The sequence below is a fragment of the Actinobacillus porcinus genome (genome assembly GCF_901764995.1).
Lineage (GTDB): Bacteria > Pseudomonadota > Gammaproteobacteria > Enterobacterales > Pasteurellaceae > Exercitatus > Exercitatus porcinus.
On record NZ_CABFKI010000002.1, the window covers coordinates 37,914 to 57,361 of the forward strand.

General features: G+C 41.3%; 21 protein-coding genes and 1 pseudogene. 6 read left to right on the plus strand and 16 right to left on the minus strand.

All coding sequences use genetic code 11. The features are described 5' to 3' along the window. Nucleotides 1-684 carry a trimeric intracellular cation channel family protein gene (locus E7T07_RS01595; protein WP_135709191.1) on the plus strand — a complete coding sequence of 228 codons (684 nt, stop codon included), beginning with the start codon at nucleotides 1-3 and terminating at the stop codon, nucleotides 682-684. A gap of 80 nt (nucleotides 685-764) precedes the next feature. Here E7T07_RS01595 and rapZ read toward each other — a convergent pair whose 3' ends face one another. The 5 genes from rapZ to lptC are packed head-to-tail and all read right to left on the minus strand — an operon-like array spanning nucleotide 765 to nucleotide 3,977. Further along, complete coding sequence (gene rapZ, locus E7T07_RS01600; protein WP_135709192.1) at nucleotides 765-1,625, minus strand: RNase adapter RapZ; 861 nt, start codon at nucleotides 1,623-1,625, stop codon at nucleotides 765-767. Between the two features lie 3 nt (nucleotides 1,626-1,628). Continuing rightward, nucleotides 1,629-2,129, minus strand: coding sequence for a PTS IIA-like nitrogen regulatory protein PtsN (ptsN, locus tag E7T07_RS01605; protein ID WP_135709193.1), 501 nt, complete (start codon nucleotides 2,127-2,129; stop codon nucleotides 1,629-1,631). Nucleotides 2,130-2,132: 3 nt separating this feature from the next. Next, the gene (gene lptB, locus E7T07_RS01610; protein ID WP_135709194.1) at nucleotides 2,133-2,858 is read right to left on the minus strand and encodes an LPS export ABC transporter ATP-binding protein; all 726 of its coding nucleotides are present in this window, start codon (nucleotides 2,856-2,858) and stop codon (nucleotides 2,133-2,135) included. An 11-nt stretch (nucleotides 2,859-2,869) separates the two neighbouring features. Further along, nucleotides 2,870-3,385, minus strand: a complete 516-nt coding sequence (gene lptA, locus E7T07_RS01615) for a lipopolysaccharide transport periplasmic protein LptA (protein ID WP_135709195.1) — start codon at nucleotides 3,383-3,385, stop codon at nucleotides 2,870-2,872. Continuing rightward, a complete protein-coding gene (gene lptC, locus E7T07_RS01620; RefSeq protein WP_135709393.1) occupies nucleotides 3,369-3,977 on the minus strand; it encodes an LPS export ABC transporter periplasmic protein LptC in 609 nt (202 codons plus the stop codon). The genes lptA and lptC overlap by 17 nt, the downstream gene beginning before the upstream one ends. A 174-nt stretch (nucleotides 3,978-4,151) precedes the next feature. On the opposite strand from lptC, the gene E7T07_RS01625 reads away from it, so the two are divergent. Next, a complete protein-coding gene (locus tag E7T07_RS01625; RefSeq protein WP_135709196.1) occupies nucleotides 4,152-5,291 on the plus strand; it encodes a glycerate kinase in 1,140 nt (379 codons plus the stop codon). 216 nt (nucleotides 5,292-5,507) lie between these two features. On the opposite strand, the gene E7T07_RS01630 is transcribed toward E7T07_RS01625, so the two are convergent. The 7 genes from E7T07_RS01630 to E7T07_RS01660 form a co-directional block, all read right to left on the minus strand. Continuing rightward, nucleotides 5,508-6,185 (minus strand): HEPN domain-containing protein, encoded by a 678-nt coding sequence (locus E7T07_RS01630; protein WP_135709197.1) that lies wholly within the window; start codon nucleotides 6,183-6,185, stop codon nucleotides 5,508-5,510. Nucleotides 6,186-6,224: 39 nt separating this feature from the next. Next, nucleotides 6,225-6,497, minus strand: coding sequence for a type II toxin-antitoxin system YafQ family toxin (locus tag E7T07_RS01635; RefSeq protein WP_135709198.1), 273 nt, complete (start codon nucleotides 6,495-6,497; stop codon nucleotides 6,225-6,227). A 3-nt stretch (nucleotides 6,498-6,500) separates the two neighbouring features. Then, a complete protein-coding gene (locus E7T07_RS01640) occupies nucleotides 6,501-6,770 on the minus strand; it encodes a type II toxin-antitoxin system RelB/DinJ family antitoxin (RefSeq protein ID WP_135709199.1) in 270 nt (89 codons plus the stop codon). Between the two features lie 82 nt (nucleotides 6,771-6,852). Beyond that, a complete protein-coding gene (locus E7T07_RS01645) occupies nucleotides 6,853-7,065 on the minus strand; it encodes a hypothetical protein (protein WP_135709200.1) in 213 nt (70 codons plus the stop codon). A gap of 52 nt (nucleotides 7,066-7,117) precedes the next feature. After that, nucleotides 7,118-7,336: a hypothetical protein gene (locus E7T07_RS01650; RefSeq protein ID WP_135709201.1), complete on the minus strand. Its 219-nt coding sequence runs from the start codon at nucleotides 7,334-7,336 to the stop codon at nucleotides 7,118-7,120. Nucleotides 7,337-7,487: 151 nt separating this feature from the next. Beyond that, entirely contained in the window at nucleotides 7,488-8,330 is an 843-nt protein-coding gene (locus tag E7T07_RS01655; protein ID WP_135709202.1) for a LeoA/HP0731 family dynamin-like GTPase, read from the minus strand. After that, the gene (locus tag E7T07_RS01660; RefSeq protein ID WP_246046074.1) at nucleotides 8,296-8,472 is read right to left on the minus strand and encodes an HTH domain-containing protein; all 177 of its coding nucleotides are present in this window, start codon (nucleotides 8,470-8,472) and stop codon (nucleotides 8,296-8,298) included. The genes E7T07_RS01655 and E7T07_RS01660 overlap by 35 nt, the downstream gene beginning before the upstream one ends. Nucleotides 8,473-8,710: 238 nt before the next feature. On the opposite strand from E7T07_RS01660, the gene E7T07_RS01665 reads away from it, so the two are divergent. Then, nucleotides 8,711-9,049, plus strand: coding sequence for a helix-turn-helix domain-containing protein (locus tag E7T07_RS01665; RefSeq protein WP_135709203.1), 339 nt, complete (start codon nucleotides 8,711-8,713; stop codon nucleotides 9,047-9,049). Nucleotides 9,050-9,099: 50 nt separating this feature from the next. Here the strand turns inward: E7T07_RS01665 and E7T07_RS01670 are convergent, their stop codons facing one another. Next, nucleotides 9,100-10,383, minus strand: coding sequence for a citrate synthase (locus E7T07_RS01670; protein WP_135709204.1), 1,284 nt, complete (start codon nucleotides 10,381-10,383; stop codon nucleotides 9,100-9,102). Between the two features lie 265 nt (nucleotides 10,384-10,648). On the opposite strand from E7T07_RS01670, the gene icd reads away from it, so the two are divergent. The 3 genes and pseudogenes from icd to E7T07_RS01685 all read left to right on the plus strand — a co-directional run bounded on the left by icd (nucleotide 10,649) and on the right by E7T07_RS01685 (nucleotide 15,334). After that, nucleotides 10,649-11,896 (plus strand): NADP-dependent isocitrate dehydrogenase, encoded by a 1,248-nt coding sequence (gene icd, locus E7T07_RS01675; RefSeq protein ID WP_135709205.1) that lies wholly within the window; start codon nucleotides 10,649-10,651, stop codon nucleotides 11,894-11,896. A gap of 9 nt (nucleotides 11,897-11,905) precedes the next feature. Continuing rightward, entirely contained in the window at nucleotides 11,906-14,512 is a 2,607-nt protein-coding gene (gene acnB, locus E7T07_RS01680) for a bifunctional aconitate hydratase 2/2-methylisocitrate dehydratase (RefSeq protein ID WP_135709206.1), read from the plus strand. Between the two features lie 160 nt (nucleotides 14,513-14,672). Beyond that, nucleotides 14,673-15,334: pseudogene (locus E7T07_RS01685) on the plus strand (transposase). Nucleotides 15,335-15,481: 147 nt separating this feature from the next. On the opposite strand, the gene tsf reads toward E7T07_RS01685, so the two are convergent. The 3 genes from tsf to ppiD all read right to left on the minus strand — a co-directional run bounded on the left by tsf (nucleotide 15,482) and on the right by ppiD (nucleotide 19,380). Next, on the minus strand, nucleotides 15,482-16,333 hold the full coding sequence (gene tsf, locus E7T07_RS01690; protein ID WP_135709207.1) for a translation elongation factor Ts: 852 nt from the start codon (nucleotides 16,331-16,333) through the stop codon (nucleotides 15,482-15,484). A gap of 191 nt (nucleotides 16,334-16,524) precedes the next feature. Then, nucleotides 16,525-17,250, minus strand: a complete 726-nt coding sequence (gene rpsB, locus E7T07_RS01695) for a 30S ribosomal protein S2 (protein WP_135709208.1) — start codon at nucleotides 17,248-17,250, stop codon at nucleotides 16,525-16,527. A 252-nt stretch (nucleotides 17,251-17,502) separates the two neighbouring features. Then, entirely contained in the window at nucleotides 17,503-19,380 is a 1,878-nt protein-coding gene (gene ppiD / locus E7T07_RS01700; RefSeq protein WP_135709209.1) for a peptidylprolyl isomerase, read from the minus strand. Nucleotides 19,381-19,448: the final 68 nt, after the last annotated feature.

Genomic DNA, 19,448 nt, shown 5'->3' on the forward strand with positions numbered 1-19,448 from the left:
ATGTTATTAGATGTGCTTTTTTACATTGGTTTAGTAGTAGAGGCCATGACTGGTGCGCTGTCTGCCGGTCGTGAGAAAATGGATATCTTTGGCGTCATTGTGATTGCATTTATGCCTGCGCTTGGCGGTGGGGTTATGCGCGATATTGTGCTTGGACACTATCCATTAAGTTTTGTCACGAATCCCCATTGGGTGGTTATCGTGGCAATTACTGCGGTGCTGACCGTTTTAATTGCGCCTTTGATTACACATTTTAACCGCTCATTTCGAACAAGCTTTCTTGTCCTTGACGGCTTTGGATTGATTTTGTTTTCAATTCTAGGGACTCAAATAGCCTTAGAGATGGGGCATGGGCTTATTATTTCGAGTATCGCAGCGATTCTAACCGGTGCCTTTGGTGGCGTGTTGCGTGATATTTTGTGTAATCGTATCCCATTGATTTTCCAAAAAGAACTTTATGCGGTTATCGCTTTTTTGACAGCCTGTCTTTATATCGGTTTGCTTAACGTGGGTGTGTCACTCAATGTATCGATTTTTGTGACGTTAATTATTGGTTTTATTATCCGCTTGCTGGCGATTTATTTTAGTTGGGGCTTTCCTGTGTTTGATTATCAAGAACAAGAAATTCCAGCGAAAGAAATGTTGCCAAGATTGACTTATCGGCGGAAATATAAAGAAAAGTAAACTATATGAGTAGTGCAAACCTAGCACGAGCCGTGCTAGGTTCGTTAATCCCAGTCCCACTGGGGCTGAAATAAGCGGTATTAATTCGATTTCTTATGCTTTTCCAATGACTTATGCTGGATTTTGACATTCTTGCCTTTCGCTTGGAAATATTCGCCTAGTTGTTGCGCGATATAAACAGAGCGATGTTTTCCCCCTGTGCAGCCGATGGCAATGGTTAAATAACTGCGGTTATTTTGTTCCAACATGGGTAGCCAAGTTTCAATGTAATTTCTTGTTTTATAGATAAAATTACTTACTTCTTCATGTTTGGATAGGAAATCGATCACAGGTTGTTCTAATCCGGTCATTGGGCGTAATGCAGGGTTCCAGTGCGGATTTGGTAAGAAGCGCACATCAAAAACATAGTCCGCATCAAGGGGTAAACCGTATTTGAAGCCAAAGGATTCCACAATGATTTTGAGCTCTTTATCCGATTGACCACGCAAAAATTCCCGTAAACGTTCCGCTAATTCATGGGTTGAAAGCACGCCGGTATCAATAATTAAATTGGCATGTTGAACCAATGGCTCAAGTTGATCCCGCTCTGCATCAATAGCGGCTTCAAGGGATAAATCCTTGACCGAAAGGGGATGCAAACGGCGTGAGTCGCTGTAACGGCGAATAAGCGTGCTTCGATCGGTGTCTAAGAAAATAATTTTGATTTGATGATTGGCGCTCACTTGATTTAAAACGCCGTTTAGGGTTTCTGTTGAATGGGGTAGGTTACGAATATCTAAGCTAATTGCTGCGGCGTTATGTGTTTTGGATAAAATATCCGCAAGCTGTGGCAATAAATCAATGGGAAGATTATCTACACAGTAATAACCAATATCTTCTAAGGCGCGTAATGCGACAGATTTTCCTGCGCCTGAACGGCCACTAATGATGATGAGTTCCATAACTTAATCCTGCTCTATAGGAAGTTCAATCTGTTCACCGTACTGTTGGTCGGCAAACTCAAAAATTTGCCAAATTTCATCCGCACTTTGTGCCGCGCGTAATTGTTTACATAAGGCTTTTTCCGTTAGGCGTTGTGACAATTCTTCCAGTACAGCGATATATTGACTACAACAATCTTCGGGAATGAGTACCGCTAAAACCAAATCCACATCACGTTTATCTACCGCATCATAGTCAAGGGGTTCACTTAATTGCAAAAAAATAGCGATAGGATGATTTCCTTTTGGTAATTTGGCTCTTGGCATTGCCACCCCATTACCAAGCCCGGTACACCCCAGTTTTTCACGATGAAATAATGCGGAAAAACATTGTGTATTTGAGAATTCGCCCTCGGTCAGTTGTTTTTCCACCATTCGTCCAATGGCTTCAAACATGGTTTTTTTGCTTGAGTAAACCATGCCTTGACGGATATTATCGGGCGTTAAGAGCGTTGTGAATTTCATAGCTTACAGTTTAAATTCTTCACCAAGATAAACCTGCTTCACGTGTTCGTCATTCATCACTTCATCAGGTGTGCCTGTAGCGATCATTTTCCCCGCGCTCACAATATAAGCGCGTTCACACACATCTAAGGTTTCGCGCACATTGTGGTCGGTAATTAGCACGCCCAACCCGCGATCACGCAGATCTTTGATGATTTTTTTAATATCAATTACAGAAATAGGGTCAACACCGGCAAAAGGTTCATCTAACAAAATGAATTTGGGATTTGCCGCTAAAGCACGGGCAATCTCTACGCGGCGGCGTTCCCCACCCGATAATGCTTGCCCCATACTGTCGCGAATATGCCCAATATTAAATTCTTCAATCAATTCTTCCGCACGATCATGACGTTGTTCAGGGGTAAGATCCTTACGGATTTCCAACACCGCCATCAAGTTATCATAAACACTTAAATGACGAAAAATTGAAGCTTCTTGCGGCAAATAACCCACGCCTTTTTGTGCGCGGTTATGCATTGGAAGCAAACTAATATCTTCATCGTCAATACGAATTGTGCCTTGGTCGTGGCGAACAAGTCCCACGACCATATAAAAAGAGGTGGTTTTACCCGCTCCATTTGGGCCAAGTAAGCCGACAATTTCATTTGAACGAACGGTAAAGCTGACATCCGACACCACTTGACGTGTTTTATAGCTTTTCGCTAAATGTTCTGCATAAAGCACTGACATATTAGATGTTCCTATTTTTTCTTCTTGTCATTAAGTTGGTTTGGAATTAACACGGTTTTTACGCGGGAATTTGCCGCACTGGATGCATTAAGTTGTTGTTTTTTCACATCATAAGTAATGACATCGCCATTAATTTTGCTATCTAATTGTTTTAATTCCGCATTGCCCGTTAACGTGAGAAACTCTTTTCCAAGATCGTAGTGAACTTTGTTCGCTTTGCCGTCAACAGGTTTGCCATCGTCTAAAAGCTGATGGAATGTCACAGGGCTACCAAACGCTTCCACGGTTTCTTTTTGATTTGAGCCTTCCGGCGGGCGTGTAATGACCACTTTATTGGCTTTAATCAAAATCGATCCTTGCGTAATAACCACATTGTCTAAAAATGTCACCACATTATGTTCCATATCCAAAGATTGGTTATCGGAAACAATGTTGATAGGTTGATTCGTATCTTCTTTTAATGCCGCCGCAGAAAGCGAAACCAGCATTAATGTGGTGGCGAGTAAGAGATTATTTTTGAATTTCATAATGAGTTTTTACCTGTTCTTTTAAGGTGGCAATTTGTTGTTTTAAGTTGCCGGTTAATTTTAAACCTGTGCTAGTGAGATTTTGTCCATTAACCGTCACCATTTTATCGGATGTAATATCTTGTGTGGTTAAGTTAACCATGGCACTTTCTGTTTCAATACGTTGTAGTTTTGAGGTTTCAAGTAAACTCTGCGCAATAACATTGCCTTCTAAATTCAACATATTGTCTTTGGTTAAGGTGGCTTTGTTTGCCGTGAGTTTCCAACTTTCTACTTGATTTTTATCCGCACTTTGCGTGCTATCCTGAGACTTATCTTTGCTGAGCGACACATCTAAAACATAAACCACGGGTTGGGTAAAATCCGTATGGCCATCAACGGTAAAATGCTCAACCTTATCAGACAACGCAATATACTGTTTTTCGCCTGTTGGGGAAAACACGACCGTTTCCATTTTTTGCCCAATATATTCAGGATGTTCAGGCGTTTTAATTAAATGTGTTAATTTATCATCATCTTGATTTAGCGAATAAAACCAAGCCAGCAATCCTAGCGTGATAACAGCTAAAACCAGATTCCAACGAATATTCATCATGACTTTGTGTCTATAAACTAAAATAAGTGCGGATCATAGCATATTTTAGGGAAATGGTGTGTATCGTCCGGAAATAAATTCAGTGACGTTGATTTTTGTGATTTGGGTCACTTTATATTGAGTAACTCTATGACATAATAATAGAAATTCAATCATTATTGGTATGTAAAAATGAAAATTGTCATTGCCCCGGATTCATTCAAAGAAAGTTTAACGGCATTAGAAGTGGCTAATGCGATTGAAGCCGGTTTTAAACAAATTTACCCCGATGCTGAATATGTGAAAATCCCTATGGCTGATGGTGGCGAAGGTTCGGTTCAATCCTTGGTTGATGCCACAGGCGGCGCTTTTGTCGAAGTAGCTGTCACTGCGCCATTAGGTAATCCAACGACTGGGTTTTTAGGGATTTCAGGGGACAAGCAAACCGCCTTTATTGAAATGGCGGCAGCGTCAGGCTTGCATTTAGTGCCAATGGCACAGCGCAATCCGCTTAACACCACCAGTTATGGTACAGGTGAGCTGATTAAAAAAGCCTTAGATCTTGGTGTGAAGAAAATTCTATTAGGCATTGGCGGAAGTGCGACCAATGACGGTGGTGTGGGTATGTTACAAGCGTTAGGGATTTCCTTTAAAGATAGCAACGGACAAGAAATTGGCCGGGGCGGTGGCGCGTTATCTCAAATTGTATCCATTTCAACGGAAAACCTTGATTCTCGTTTAGCACAAGTCACTTTTGAAGTGGCTTGTGATGTGAATAATCCGCTTTGTGGCCCAACCGGTGCAACTGCGATCTTCGGTCCACAAAAAGGTGCCACACCTGCCATGGTGGCAGAACTAGATAATGGACTTGCCCATTTTGCCCGTCAAGTTGAACAACAACTCGGTATTGCGATTGCGGATAAACCTGGTGCAGGTGCGGCCGGTGGTATGGGCGGTGGTTTATTATTGCTTCCTAATGCTCAACTTAAAGCCGGTGTACAAATTATTATTGAAGCCACAAAATTAGTAGAACATGTGAAAGATGCTGATTTAGTGATCACCGGCGAAGGTCGAATGGATGCGCAAAGTATCGCAGGCAAAACCCCTGTCGGCGTAGCACGTACGGCAAAACAGTTCGGTAAACCGGTCATCGCCATTGTGGGCTGCTTACGAGAAGATTATCAAGTAGTTTATCAACATGGCATTGACGCCGTCTTCCCGATTATTCGCAATCTAGGCACGCTTGAAGAAACCTTGGCAAAAGGGCAAGAAAATCTCATTTCAAGTGCGGTTAATATTGCAAGATTGTTGTATTTGAATGTTAAAGGTTAATCTCACTTCAGATTATTGACGCTCATTTTCAAAAAAACAACCTAGCACGAGCCGTGCTAGGTTTATTAAACTCAGCCCTGCTGGGGCTGTAATAGGTGGTGTAATAGAAGAGCCGCAGAGCGGCTCAGATTATGTAACCCTATACGGCGCGTATAGGGCTTGTCAGCAATGAAAGCGCGGTGAAATTTCACCGCACTTTTGTCTATTGCCCTATTCCTAATCTCGCACAACAGGATAAAACGGCTTGCCCCAATCAATTTTAGAATGGTTTTCCATCATAATTTGCAATATAGCAGGAATAAGAAACGCCAAAATATTACAACCGTCACGTAACTGCTCTCGATTGACTTTACTCCCAAAAGTTGCCCCACCGTGCAAAATCTGATTTCGTAACGTATATAAACGGCTAAACAATACGTCTAAAATACGTTCTGTTTTTTGTTGTTCCAACGCAGACAAAAATCGCTCACGTTCTTTGACTTCCGCCACAATATATTCTTTTTCTGAAATCTTACCATTATGAAAATCCCAAAAAGATTGAAAAATATATTTATTGTCTAATAACAAACGAATAGAATCAGAAAATTTTTTCCATACCAAATTATAAATCACCCGTTCTTTATCAAAAGTACAGATTCGCACCAAAAATTCATTAAAAATCGCACGATCTTTACCAATATGATTTTCAAATTCTTTCGCATAAGCTGCATTAAAAGCAATCCACAAACTAATAAACTTCATATCTGATTCTTGCGGCATTTCTAATGCTTCTGCTTTTTCTAACCAGCTTAAGGCACGATGAATCCGCAAACGGAAATTATCAGGAAAATTTTGAATATCACGTTGTTCACGGAAGTAGGTTTGGAGTTGTTGAGTATTTGATAGGTTGTTCATAGTTTGCGATCTGTATTAGTTATAGTTAGTTATTATTTTTTATCCAAAAACTTCTGAATGTGTATTTAGTCTTGCAAGCTGAAGTACATCACCTTCAACTTTATAAATTAATACCAAATCATTTTTTATATGGCAATCTCTAAAACCTTGCCATTCCCCACTTAATGCGTGATCGAGATATTTTGCCGGTAACGCCATTCCATTAAGCAAATGGTACATCACTTCAATATATTCAATACTCGTCAGAAATTCAGGCGAAGAAGCGAGTTTTTTCAGATCACGCTTATATGCTTTACTCGACTGAACAATCATTACCTACTCCGTTGCCATTTTCTGCATTAACGCCATCATTTCTTCTACAGAATTGACTTTGTGGTGTTCAGCCTCACCTGCCGTTAGCTCTCGAATTGCCTCTGCGGTTTCCGCATTGGGTTGATAATCAAATTGTACAGGAATAGACTTGGTACGAACCACTTGTTGTAACATCATCTTAATCGCTTGAGCTGGTGTTAAGCCATAGCTTTTGAACACCGAAAAAGCTTCTTGTTTAAGTTGTTCATCAAGTCGAAAAGTATATGAAGTCATTTTAGCCCCTTATGTAATACATTTGTCTTACATTTTAGATGGGGTAACATGAACTTGCAAGCAGTTATTTTACCATTTTTTATTAGGTATTATTTTCTGAAGCTAATTGCTCTTCTAACTCTGTCTGGATTTCTTGTAATTTCTGTCCAATATTTTCAAGTCTTTTCTCATATTCTTCAAACATTCTATCCATTTCATCAAAATCAAACTGTTGAAGTGCTTTAAAAGTTTCCCATTTTTGTTCTTCGGTCATCCGCTCAATTAAAGCGTCCGCGAGTTTTTCTTCAAAGTTCATTATACATTCTCCGATTCCAATATTAAAAATACATGGTTGTATGCTATAAAAACTAGTATCTATGTTGTTTTAATACAGTTCGATTATAATACTTTAAATATTTTTGCTCCAACCAAGAAAGTTCTGAAAGTGGTTTAATTACTGTACTGGTTTGACAATTTGGACAGGTTTTAACTGTAAAAACTACATCAGATGTAATAAGTAATTTATTTTTCCAATGACAATTGGGGCAAATTTCTACATGTGGATTGAAAGGATTAAATGCTAACATAATTATATTCCTTATTCATAAAATGAGAGTTTGTACTCTCATTTTATATTTAGAAATTTACCACCATATAAATGGTGGTTATTTAATTTTATTAAGAAAAAGCAAGCTTATCCAAAATTACTCTAAATAGGCCTGTTCTGCTCGAATTGAATTATTGTTCTAAAATGCGATATTCTCCTTCAATAACTAATCCTTCTTTTTGCCATTCATTGAAAGCCTGTCTACGAGCAACAGTTTGTGCATTATTTTCTTGAATATCTTTAAATCGTTCTTGCAATTCCACATATCGTGGAAAAAGTTGCCCGACAAAATCATCCTTATTTAAGGAGTTTAGTAAGCCTTGCCGTTGTTCTTCTAATATATTAACAATTTCCGTAATCATTTCTTTAAACTCACGTTCAGCTTGTGCTTTTTTATGGGAGTCTAATAATTCTAATGCAATGCCAGCAAAAGCAAGAAAAGCATTAGCTTTAGCTGCCAAATTGACCGCCCCCCAAGGTTTAAATTTTAGGTATTTCGCTAAATCTACACCAATCATTTTACCCACCGAAACAATCCCATCTCGTGCTACTAAAACATGGGTATTGGTTAATTTTTGCTTGCTTAAAAAACCTAAACCTTTGGACATAAGTGTTGATCCAACCGAAGCCTCAAATCTACTTATTTCATTATTAAAATCCAAACTAATTCTCTGTAATGAGCTACTTACTACTTGGCATTGACGGTCAAATTCTTGCTCAAGTCGTGAGTTTAGAATAATGCCGTCTTTCCCTAATTCGCTTTCATAAAAATCAGTAAATGTTGTTAAATCTGTTCCTTTTACTTGACGAATTAAGCTTGTGAAATAATCTAGCACAAATTCCTTTAATCCTATTTTCACATTTTTAATCTTCGCTTCCATAGGTTCTAATTCAGCACTTAAATGCTGAGTGATATCTGCTAAATGTTCTAATTCAACATCAAGTACTTCTTGTGTTCGCTTTACTATGGGCAAAGCGATCTCGAATATCGCGTTGAATGGTGCGAACGCTTACGTTAAATTCTTCTGCTAATTGATGGGTATCAAGGCGTTTTCCTTGATTTAATAAAACTAAGATTTCACTTAATCGGTAGGCGAGTATGCTGCTTTTTGTCATATCAAAATATCCTGTCTTTATTATGTGAATAAATTTTATAAATAGACTGTGACAGGTTGTGTCATTCCGTAGAAAATTTTTTTATTTTGTTTATTCAACGCCAAAAAGCCTCAAAAAAATCATTTTGGATATACTATTTATTTTAATAAGACTTTTCAAGTCTACACTAGATTTTATTTGCTATTTATCAATGAGAGCCAATGTCTATCATTTCTTTTTTAAAGAAAAGGGGGATTGGGTGTTGGACAAAAGTGAGCAATTAGTGCAGACCATTGGGCGTGCGATTTCAAAATATCGGCAAGCGGTTGGCTTAACGCAGGCGCAATTGGCGGAAATTTTGGGGATTAGTAATGATGCCGTTTCGCGTATGGAGCGCGGGAAAAGTGTGCCAACGGTATTGCGGTTGTTGGAACTTTCGGAGATTTTTGGCTGCGAAGTGGCGGATTTATTAACGGAGAGCAGTAATCGTTCTGTTGATCAGGCGCGTAAATTGGAATTGCTGTTTGCTCATTTGGAAGATAGCGATCGTACTGAGCTTGTGGATTTAATGGAACGGTTAATTAAGTGGAAAAATTAGTGATGGGGAGACTTAAAGTGCGGTGAAATTTCACCGCACTTTTTACTCTATTAGGCTTTATCGATAGGCGCAAAATTGCGTTCTGTGTGACCTGTGTAGATTTGGCGTGGGCGCACAATTTTGAAGTTGCCTTGTTTGTACATTTCTTTCCAGTGGGCAATCCAGCCGACTGTTCTGGCAAGGGCGAACATTACGGTAAACATTGACGTTGGAATACCGATAGCTTTCAGTACGATACCCGAATAGAAATCCACATTAGGATAAAGTTTGTGTTCGATGAAATAAGGATCGCTTAAGGCGATTCGCTCTAATTCAATGGCGACATCAAATAATGGGTTGTTGATTTTCAATTCGGTTAACACTTCATGACAAATTTGACGCATTACTTTGGCGCGCGGGTCGTAGTTTTTATACACGCGGTGACCAAAGCCCATTAAGCGGAATGGATCATTTTTATCTTTGGCGCGCGCTACGAATTCCGGGATACGATCTACGGTGCCAATTTCTTCCAGCATATTAATACAGGCTTCGTTTGCGCCGCCGTGCGCCGGCCCCCAAAGCGATGCGATACCAGCGGCAATACAAGCAAATGGGTTTGCCCCTGAAGATGCCGCAGTTCGTACGGTGGAAGTTGACGCATTTTGTTCGTGGTCGGCGTGTAAGATAAAGATTTTATCTAGGGCGCGTTCCAAAACAGGGTTGACCACATAAGGTTCGCAAGGTGTGGCAAACATCATATAGAGAAAGTTACCTGCGTAGGACAAATGGTTTTGTGGGAACATAAAAGGTTGCCCAATGGAATATTTGTAACACATTGCCGCCAACGTTGGGATTTTTGCCAATAAACGAATTGCCGTTAATTCGCGGTGAGCTTCGTTTTTCACATCGATAGAATCGTGATAGAACGCCGCTAACGCACCACTTACCCCGCACATTACCGCCATTGGGTGGGAATCTCGGCGGAAACCTTGGAAGAATTTGGTGAGTTGTTCATGCACAAGGGTATGATGTTTGACCAAGTGGCAAAAATCTTGATATTGCTCTTTGGTTGGGCGTTCGCCAAATAAGAGCAAGTAGCTGATTTCAAGGTAATCACCATTTTCCGCTAATTGATCAATAGGATAGCCGCGGTAGAGTAGTTGACCATTATCGCCATCTACGAAGGTAATTTCTGATTCACAAACTGCGGTTGACACTAAGCCTGGGTCATAGGCAAAGAGTTTATTTTGCGTTAATGGGCGAATGTCCACGGCTTCATAACCTAATGACCCTTTGTAAACATTGAGATCATAAGCATTTCCATTGATTGTAAGTGTTGCTTTTGCGTTTGCCATATCTTTCTCCTGTTGTGAGATATTTTTAGAATTTTTTTGATATGTGCGAATGAACTTAGCATTATTTAAATTATTTATGCAATAGATTTTTTTGCTAAATCGTTTTAATTTAAAATATGCTTGTTGTTTTTAGATGAAATTTAATAGCAATAAACTTTTTTTGTGTGAAATTGTTCTTTTTTAGTTGAATTCCTGATATGGTCTAATTAATCTATTCGATACATCTCTTCAAAATAACGAAAAACACCCCACAACAGGAGGTTATATGCAATCACAGGTTAAAATCCCTCAAGGTGAAAAAATTCAAATTGCCGCTAACGGTTCGCTTCAAGTGCCCGATAATCCCATCATTCCTTTTATTGAAGGCGATGGAATTGGCGTAGATGTGACGCCCGCCATGCAAGCGGTGATTGATGCGGCAGTAGAAAAAGCGTATCAAGGCAAACGCAAAATTTCGTGGATGGAAATTTATGCAGGCGGCAAAGCCAATGAAGTTTATGGTGAAAATACGTGGTTGCCTGATGAAACCATGGCATTTATCCGCGACTATCACGTTGCCATTAAAGGGCCTTTAATGACCCCGGTTGGCGGTGGTATTCGTTCTTTGAACGTGGCGATGCGTCAAGGGTTGGATTTGTATAATTGCTTGCGCCCGATTCGTTATTATGACGGCACGCCAAGCCCGGTGAAACACCCTGAGTTAGTGAATATGGTGATTTTCCGCGAAAATTCAGAAGATATTTATGCGGGCGTGGAATGGGTGGCGGGCTCACCTGAAGCCAATAAAGTGATTCAATTTTTGCAACAAGAAATGGGCGTGAAAAAAATCCGTTTTACGGAAGATTGTGGTATTGGCATTAAACCGGTTTCTAAACAAGGGACACAACGTTTGGTTCGGGCTGCTTTGCAATATGTGATTGATAATGACCGCACTTCGCTCACTTTGGTGCATAAAGGCAATATTATGAAATTCACGGAAGGGGCATTTAAAGAATGGGGTTATCAAGTGGCGCAAGAATTTGGCGCGACCTTAATTGAACAAGGCCCTTGGATGCGTTTGACCAATCCGAATACAGGGCGCGAAATTGTGATTAAAGATTGCATTGCCGATGCGTTTTTACAGGAAGTGTTATTGCATCCTGCGGATTACGATGTGATTGCCACGTTAAATCTTAACGGCGATTACATTTCCGATGCGTTAGCAGCGCAAGTGGGCGGTATTGGCATTTCCCCGGGGGCGAATATTGGCGATGACGCAGCGATCTTTGAAGCCACGCACGGTACGGCGCCAAAAATTGCAGGGCAAAATAAAGGCAACCCGGGTTCCTTGATTTTAAGCGGCGAAATGATGTTGCGTCATTTGGGTTGGATTGAAGCGGCAGATTTGGTGGTGAAAGCCGTGTCCAAAACCATTGCGGATAAAACCGTGACTTTTGATTTTGCGGAAATGTTAGAAGGTGCAACCTTGCGCTCAACTTCTGAGTTTGCACAAGATATTATCGCTAATATGTAAGGAGTAGCTATGTCAAACTTTCTATTAGATTATCAAAAACAGGTTGATGAACGTGCCAAATTGGGCGTTGTGCCGCAACCGTTAAATGCGGAACAAACGGCGCAACTGATTGAATTATTGAAAAATCCAGCGCAAGGAAAAGAAGCCTATTTACTGGAATTATTTGAAACGCGTATTCCTGCGGGGGTGGATGAAGCGGCTTATGTGAAAGCGTCATTTTTATCTGCGGTCGCTAAAGGGGATGTGGTTTGTCCGTTAATTTCTGCGGAAAGTGCGGTGAAAATGTTGGGTAAAATGCAAGGTGGTTACAATATTGAGCCACTTTTAACCGCACTTGATGACGCAAAATTGGCGCCAATTGCTGCAGAAGAATTATCTCGCACCTTGCTGATGTTTGATAATTTCCACGATGTGCAATCTCGCGCTGAACAAGGCAATGTGTATGCGCAGCAAGTATTGCAATCTTGGGCGAATGCGGAATGGTTTACGTCTCGTCCGAAATTAGCGGAAAAATTAACGGTGACCGTGTTTAAAGTGTCAGGGGAAACCAATACGGACGATCTTTCCCCTGCGCAAGATGCGTGGTCGCGTCCTGATATTCCGTTGCACGCCAAAGCCATGTTAAAAATGCCACGCGAGGGGATCGTGCCTGATGAGCCAACCCAAGTGGGGCCTATTCAACAAATTGAAACCCTAAAACAAAAAGGCTTTCCGTTGGCTTATGTGGGCGATGTGGTGGGGACAGGATCCTCACGAAAATCCGCGACCAACTCGGTGCTTTGGTTTATGGGTGAAGATATTCCTTATATTCCAAACAAACGCGCAGGCGGTATTGTGTTGGGCGGAAAAATTGCTCCGATTTTCTTTAATACCTTAGAAGACGCAGGGGCGTTGCCGATTGAAGTGGATGTGAGTCGCTTAAATATGGGCGATGTTATTGATATTTACCCTTATGCGGGCAAAATTTGTGTTCATGATACCGACAATGTTATTGCGGAATTTAGCTTAAAAACAGACGTATTATTAGATGAAGTCCGTGCGGGCGGACGTATTCCGTTGATTATCGGCCGTGGTTTAACCCATAAAGCGCGCGTGGCGTTGGGATTGCCTGAAAGCGATATTTTTGTGAAACCACAAAGTGCGGTGGAAAATCACAAAGGATTTACCTTGGCACAAAAAATGGTGGGACGCGCTTGTGGTGTGGATGGCATTCGACCGGGGCAATATTGCGAACCGCGTATGACTTCAGTGGGCTCGCAAGATACCACAGGACCGATGACGCGCGATGAATTAAAAGATTTAGCTTGTTTAGGTTTCTCGGCGGATCTTGTGATGCAATCGTTCTGTCATACCGCTGCTTATCCAAAACCTGTGGATGTGGTCACGCACCACACTTTACCTGATTTTATTATGAACCGTGGCGGCGTATCTTTGCGCCCAGGGGACGGGGTCATCCACTCGTGGCTCAATCGTATGTTATTGCCGGATACTGTTGGAACAGGCGGCGATTCCCATACCCGTTTCCCAATCGGTATTTCATTCCCCGCGGGTTCAGGCTTAGTGGCTTTTGCGGCAGCAACCGGCGTTATGCCGTTGGATATGCCTGAATCTGTGTTAGTGCGTTTTACAGGTAAAATGCAAGAAGGCATTACCTTACGCGATTTAGTTCACGCTATTCCGTATTTTGCTATCCAACAAGGTTTGCTCACCGTTGAAAAACAAGGCAAGAAAAATATTTTCTCAGGGCGAATTTTGGAAATCGAAGGGTTGGAAGATTTGAAAGTGGAACAGGCTTTTGAGCTTTCGGATGCTTCGGCGGAACGTTCAGCAGCGGCTTGTACCATTAAGCTTAACAAAGCACCGATCATTGAATATCTCAATTCCAATATCACTTTGTTGAAATGGATGATTGCCGAAGGTTATGGTGACGCACGCACATTAGAACGCCGCGTGAAAGCCATGGAAAATTGGCTTGCAAATCCAACGTTGTTAGAAGCGGACAAAGACGCGGAATATGCGGCGGTGATTGAGATTAATTTGGATGAAATCAAAGAGCCGATTGTGTGCGCGCCAAATGATCCTGATGATGCCCGTTTGTTATCGGAAGTCCAAGGCGATAAGATCGATGAAGTGTTTATCGGATCTTGTATGACTAATATCGGACATTTCCGCGCAGCAGGGAAATTACTCAATCAATTCAAGGGGATGATTCCAACCCGCTTATGGGTGGCGCCGCCAACCAAAATGGATGCAGCCTTGTTAACGGAAGAAGGTTATTACAGCATTTATGGCAAAAGTGGCGCGCGCGTTGAAATGCCGGGCTGTTCACTTTGTATGGGCAACCAAGCACGTGTGGCAGACAAAGCCACTGTAGTTTCAACTTCGACACGAAACTTCCCGAACCGTTTGGGGCAAGGTGCCAATGTGTATCTCGCGTCAGCAGAATTGGCTGCCGTTGCGGCATTGCTGGGCAAGTTGCCAACGCCTGCGGAATATCTCACTTATGTAGCCGATTTACAGAAAGAAAAAGACGATGTTTATCGTTATATGAATTTCAATGAAATCAGCGCTTATTTGAAAAAAGCGGATAATGTGATTTTTCAACAAGCGGTTTGATGTAGTGGAACATAACCTAGCATGAGCCGTGCTAGGTTCAAGCCCAGCCCCGCTGTGGCTGAAAGAAAGAGCCGCAGAACGGCTCACAGACCGCTGACAAACCTCTAGACATCTCGCTAGAGGTTTGATCTAATAGGTATATCGAAAAAAGGAAATGCCTATGCTTAAAAATACCGCTCCCCCCAATATGCACTCGAGATGATAAGTCTTGAACAGCTTATGCCTAAAGACCACCTTGTTCGTAAGGTTGCCAAAGCCATTGATTTTGAATTTATTCGTGATGAAGTCGCCCATCTTTATTGCCATGATAACGGTCGCCCGGCCGTTGACCCTGTGCGTTTGTTTAAATACGATGCGGACAAGGATTGTTACATTTGCCCAATGGAACAACTACTCATTTACAGCACCACCACAAGAGAAGGCTATCACACCTACAAATCTAACCCTGCCTATTGCCGGACTTGCCCACTTCGCTTGCAGTGTACCCAAAATCAAAAAGCCGAAGGGCTGATAACCCGACACATCTACCAAGCCGCAATGGACAACACCAATGCGGTTAGGCTATCGGAACAAGGGGAAAAAACTCTACAAACGCCGAGCTGAAACCGTCGAGCGCAGCTTTACGGATGCCAAACAACACCACGGACACCGTTACGCCCGTTACAGAGAGTTCTCAAAAGTGCAAATACAATGCTTCCTTGCGGCAATGCGCAAAATATCAAGAAAATAGCCCTTGCGCTCTGGACTTTTTTACGCTTTTTATGGCTTATTCTTCACCAATATACGGTAATGACAAAGAAATCTCCAAAACTGATCGCTTGAGTGGCTATTTGGAAAGAAATGCAATAGAAAGAGATAAAACAGCAAAAAATAAACCTACCTTTGGCAGGAAGTCTGAAAAGGTGGGGGTGTCGGTGGTCTGAATCCCAGCACGAAAGCTGGGATTTTTCATTCTTAATAAGAGAGAAATTAAGCGTTACCGCCAGTGATTTTCGCTACTTCAGCTGCGAAATCTTCTTCTACTTTCTCGATACCTTCACCTACTTCTAAACGAATGAAGTTAGATACTGAAGTGTTCACTGATTTTAAGTAGTCGCCTACGGTTTGTGAAGGATCCATTACGAATGCTTGACCTGTTAATGAAACTTCGCCGGTGAATTTCTTCATACGACCTTCAACCATTTTCTCAGCGATTTCTTTTGGTTTACCAGAGTTGATTGCGATGTCGATTTGGATTTGACGCTCATGCTCAACAACTTCAGCAGAAACGTCTTCTGGGTTTACGAACTCAGGTTTAGACGCTGCAACGTGCATTGCTACTTTTTTGAGTTCTTCTGCAGAACCTTGACCAGCGACTAATACACCAATTTTCGCGCCGTGTAAGTATTGTGCAATCACTTCGCCTTCTAAATATTGAACGCGGCGGATTGTCATGTTTTCACCGATTTTTGCCACTAATGCAGCGCGTTTTTCTTCAAATGCCGCTGCTAATGCATCAATTGTTGTGCCTTTGTTTGCTAATGCAAAATCAGCCACTTCATTTGCTAAACCTAAGAAACCAGCATCTTTTGCTACGAAGTCAGTTTCACAGTTCATTTCAACTAATACACCAAAACCTGCACCGATGCGCGCAAGGATAACACCTTCAGCAGCTACACGACCTGCTTTTTTAGCCGCTTTTGCTTGACCTGATTTACGCATGTTGTCGATAGCCAACTCGATATCACCGTTTGCTTCAACTAATGCTTTTTTACATTCCATCATACCTGCGCCGGTACGTTCACGAAGTTCTTTTACTAATGCCGCTGTGATTTCAGCCATTTTCTTGTCCTCTAAGATTTTGATATGAAATACGGTAAATTTTAACCGCACTTTTTGAAAGTTTTATCAGGGCGTATACTTACACACCCCTACGAGAATTAGGTAGTAAAACAGGGAACTTTCGCCCCCTGTTTTAGGGTCTTGTTCATCTTTCAATAAAAGACCCTAATTGGGCTTAGCCTATTTCCAGATTACTCTGCCGCTTCTTCAGCAAATTTTTCTTCTGCTACAACTTCAGCTTTACGGCCTTCTTTTACCGCTGCTGATGCTGCGTCCAAGTATAATTGGATTGCACGAGTTGCGTCATCGTTACCTGGGATAAGGAAATCAACGCCATCTGGGCTTGCGTTTGTATCAACAACTGCGAATACAGGAATACCAAGGTTGTTTGCTTCTTTGATTGCGATGTGTTCGTAGTCTGCACCGATTACGAAAATTGCATCTGGAAGACCAGCCATCTCTTTGATACCACCAAGGCTTAATTCTAATTTAGCCATTTCGCGTGAACGATCTAACGCTTCTTTTTTGGTTAATTTATCAAATGTACCGTCTTGAGATTGAGTTTCTAAATCTTTTAAACGTTTGATTGATTGACGCACTGTTTTCCAGTTAGTCAACATACCACCTAACCAACGGTGGTTTACATAGAATTGTTGGCAATCTAATGCTGCTGCTTTAACTGCTTCAGACGCTGCACGTTTTGTACCAACGAATAATACTTTACCGTTGTTGTGAGCGATACGAGTTAATTCAGCTAATGCTTCGTTGAATAACGGAAGTGTTTTTTCTAAGTTCACGATATGAACGCCGTTACGTGCACCGAAAATGAATGGTTTCATTTTTGGGTTCCAGTAACGAGTTTGGTGACCGAAATGTACGCCTGCGTTAATCATGTCGCGCATTGAAACTTGTGCCATAATATTTTTCCTTTTAATTGGGGTTGAGCCTCCACATACCAAGTAAATCGACCGTTTGGCACCCCGATTTAACCCTTGCGGTATGTGTGTGTTGTTAAATTTAAGATTAAGCTACTTTTGCTATGACTGGCATAGCCAAAAATAACCGCGCTTTTATACCATAAAGTGCGGTTAAAAACTAGCAAATTTTGAGGTTTTCATAAAAAAGCACCAAAATATGTTGGTGCTTTTATCTCTAAAGTTCGATTGATATTATTCCGCTTCTTGTTTTAAGAACGCATCATTCACTTCAATTTTTGCTTTGCTACGCAAAGACTTAACTAAATTAGCTTGCACTTCTCGTGACTGTAACCCTAAGGTTTGTGCGTTTAATTGCGCTAAGACTTTCTCGTCCGGTGTACCATCAGTCACTTTATCTAAGGCCACAATAACGATATCGCCGTTATTCGCTTTTGTCGCCTTGTAGATCACCTGACCATTTTCAGGTTTTGCCATTGAGAAAATCGCTTGTGTCAATTCAGGATCTTTTTTCTCTGCATAAACCCATTTTTCGGCATGGCCAAAAGATACTGCCGCAGGCGTTTGACCCGCTTGTAAATCAGCAACCCATTTATTTGCTTGTTCAAGCATCACTTTTTCTGCTTTTTGGCGCGTTAAGAAAGCACTAATTTCCGCTTTAGCTTCATCTAAGGTTTTTGTACCTTCGAGTTTATGATCAACAACACGAACGATAATAGAATGTTGTTCACCGACATTCATTGGTTCAGAGTTGACATTTCCCTGCGATACATCCCCATCAAAAATAGCATTAGCCACAACAGGGAAATCTAAGTCCGTTGGTAAATCGCGGCGAGTAAAATAGCCTGTTTCTTTTACCTCAACCCCGGCTAGTTTAGCAGCCGAAGCTAATGATGATTGATCTTCAAACGCTTTTTCTGCCACTTGTTTTTCAAGAGAATAGAAAGCGTTCGCCAGTAACTCCTGACGAATTGCACTCACAATTTGACCGCGAACTTGCTCTAATGGCAAGATTGTCGATAGTTTACGATCATCAACTTTAACGATATGGAAATTTCCATCAACGTTAACCGGCGCACTATAATTTCCTACATCAACAGCCATCGCAGCATCTTCAAGGTTTTTAGGTAAATCGCCATTATTTAACCAACCTAAATCACCACCTGATGCCGCAGAACCTTTATCCATTGATTTGGTTTTAGCTAACTCTGCAAAATTCGCGCCACCTTGTAATGCCGTATAAATATCATTGGCTTCTTGCTCGGTCGCTACCTGAATGTGTGATAGACGTTGTTGTGCTTTTGTCGCAAACTCTGATTTATGATCTTGATAATATTGTTGAATTTCAACATCCGTTACCGCCACTGATTTTTCTGCAATGGCTTTGGTCAAATCAATATATTGCACTTTTACCATTTCAGGCATCGCGAAATTCGCTTTATTCGCATTATAATAATCTGCCACTTCTTGCTCTGTCACCGATTGTTTGGCGATTTCATCCGCTAACGGAAGTTTCGCAACACGAACGGTACGCTCTTGGAAAAAATCTCTTGCAAATTGTGCCTGTTGTGCCGGTGTTAAAAAATCCGTTCCAATCAGACCTTGTTGCAATTGCTCTAAACGCATGGATTCACGTAATGAAGCAGCAAACATATCTGAGCTCATATTGTTATTGCGCAAAAATAATTGATACGCTTCATTATTAAACTTACCGTCAACCAAGAAATTTGGCATGCTCACAATCGCACGTTTAATCGCGTCATCGCTCACCGCCAAATTTAATTCTTTGGTATATTGCTGTATTAAAGTTTGATCAATTAATTCCGTTAAAACACGGGTTCTTAAGCCGTTAATAAACTCGGGAGAGTCAACAACTGCCGCAAATTCTGTCTCGCCCAGTTCTTGGCTGATACGTTGATAGGCTTCGTTGTAACGTTGTTGAAATTGCTCTTGACTAATTTCTTCGCCATTCACTTTAACCGCTGACAAATCTGCCGATGAGCCTAAATACCCATACATTCCCGATACGAGAAATGATACGGCGATTGCCGCAAGAATTGCTTTTGACACCCAGCTATTCGCCATGTGGTGCATTTTTTCCATAAATGACATTTGGATTTTCCTATGTTTTATCAATAAGTCCAAAATTATAAAATAAAGCGCGGTGAAAAATAAGCAAA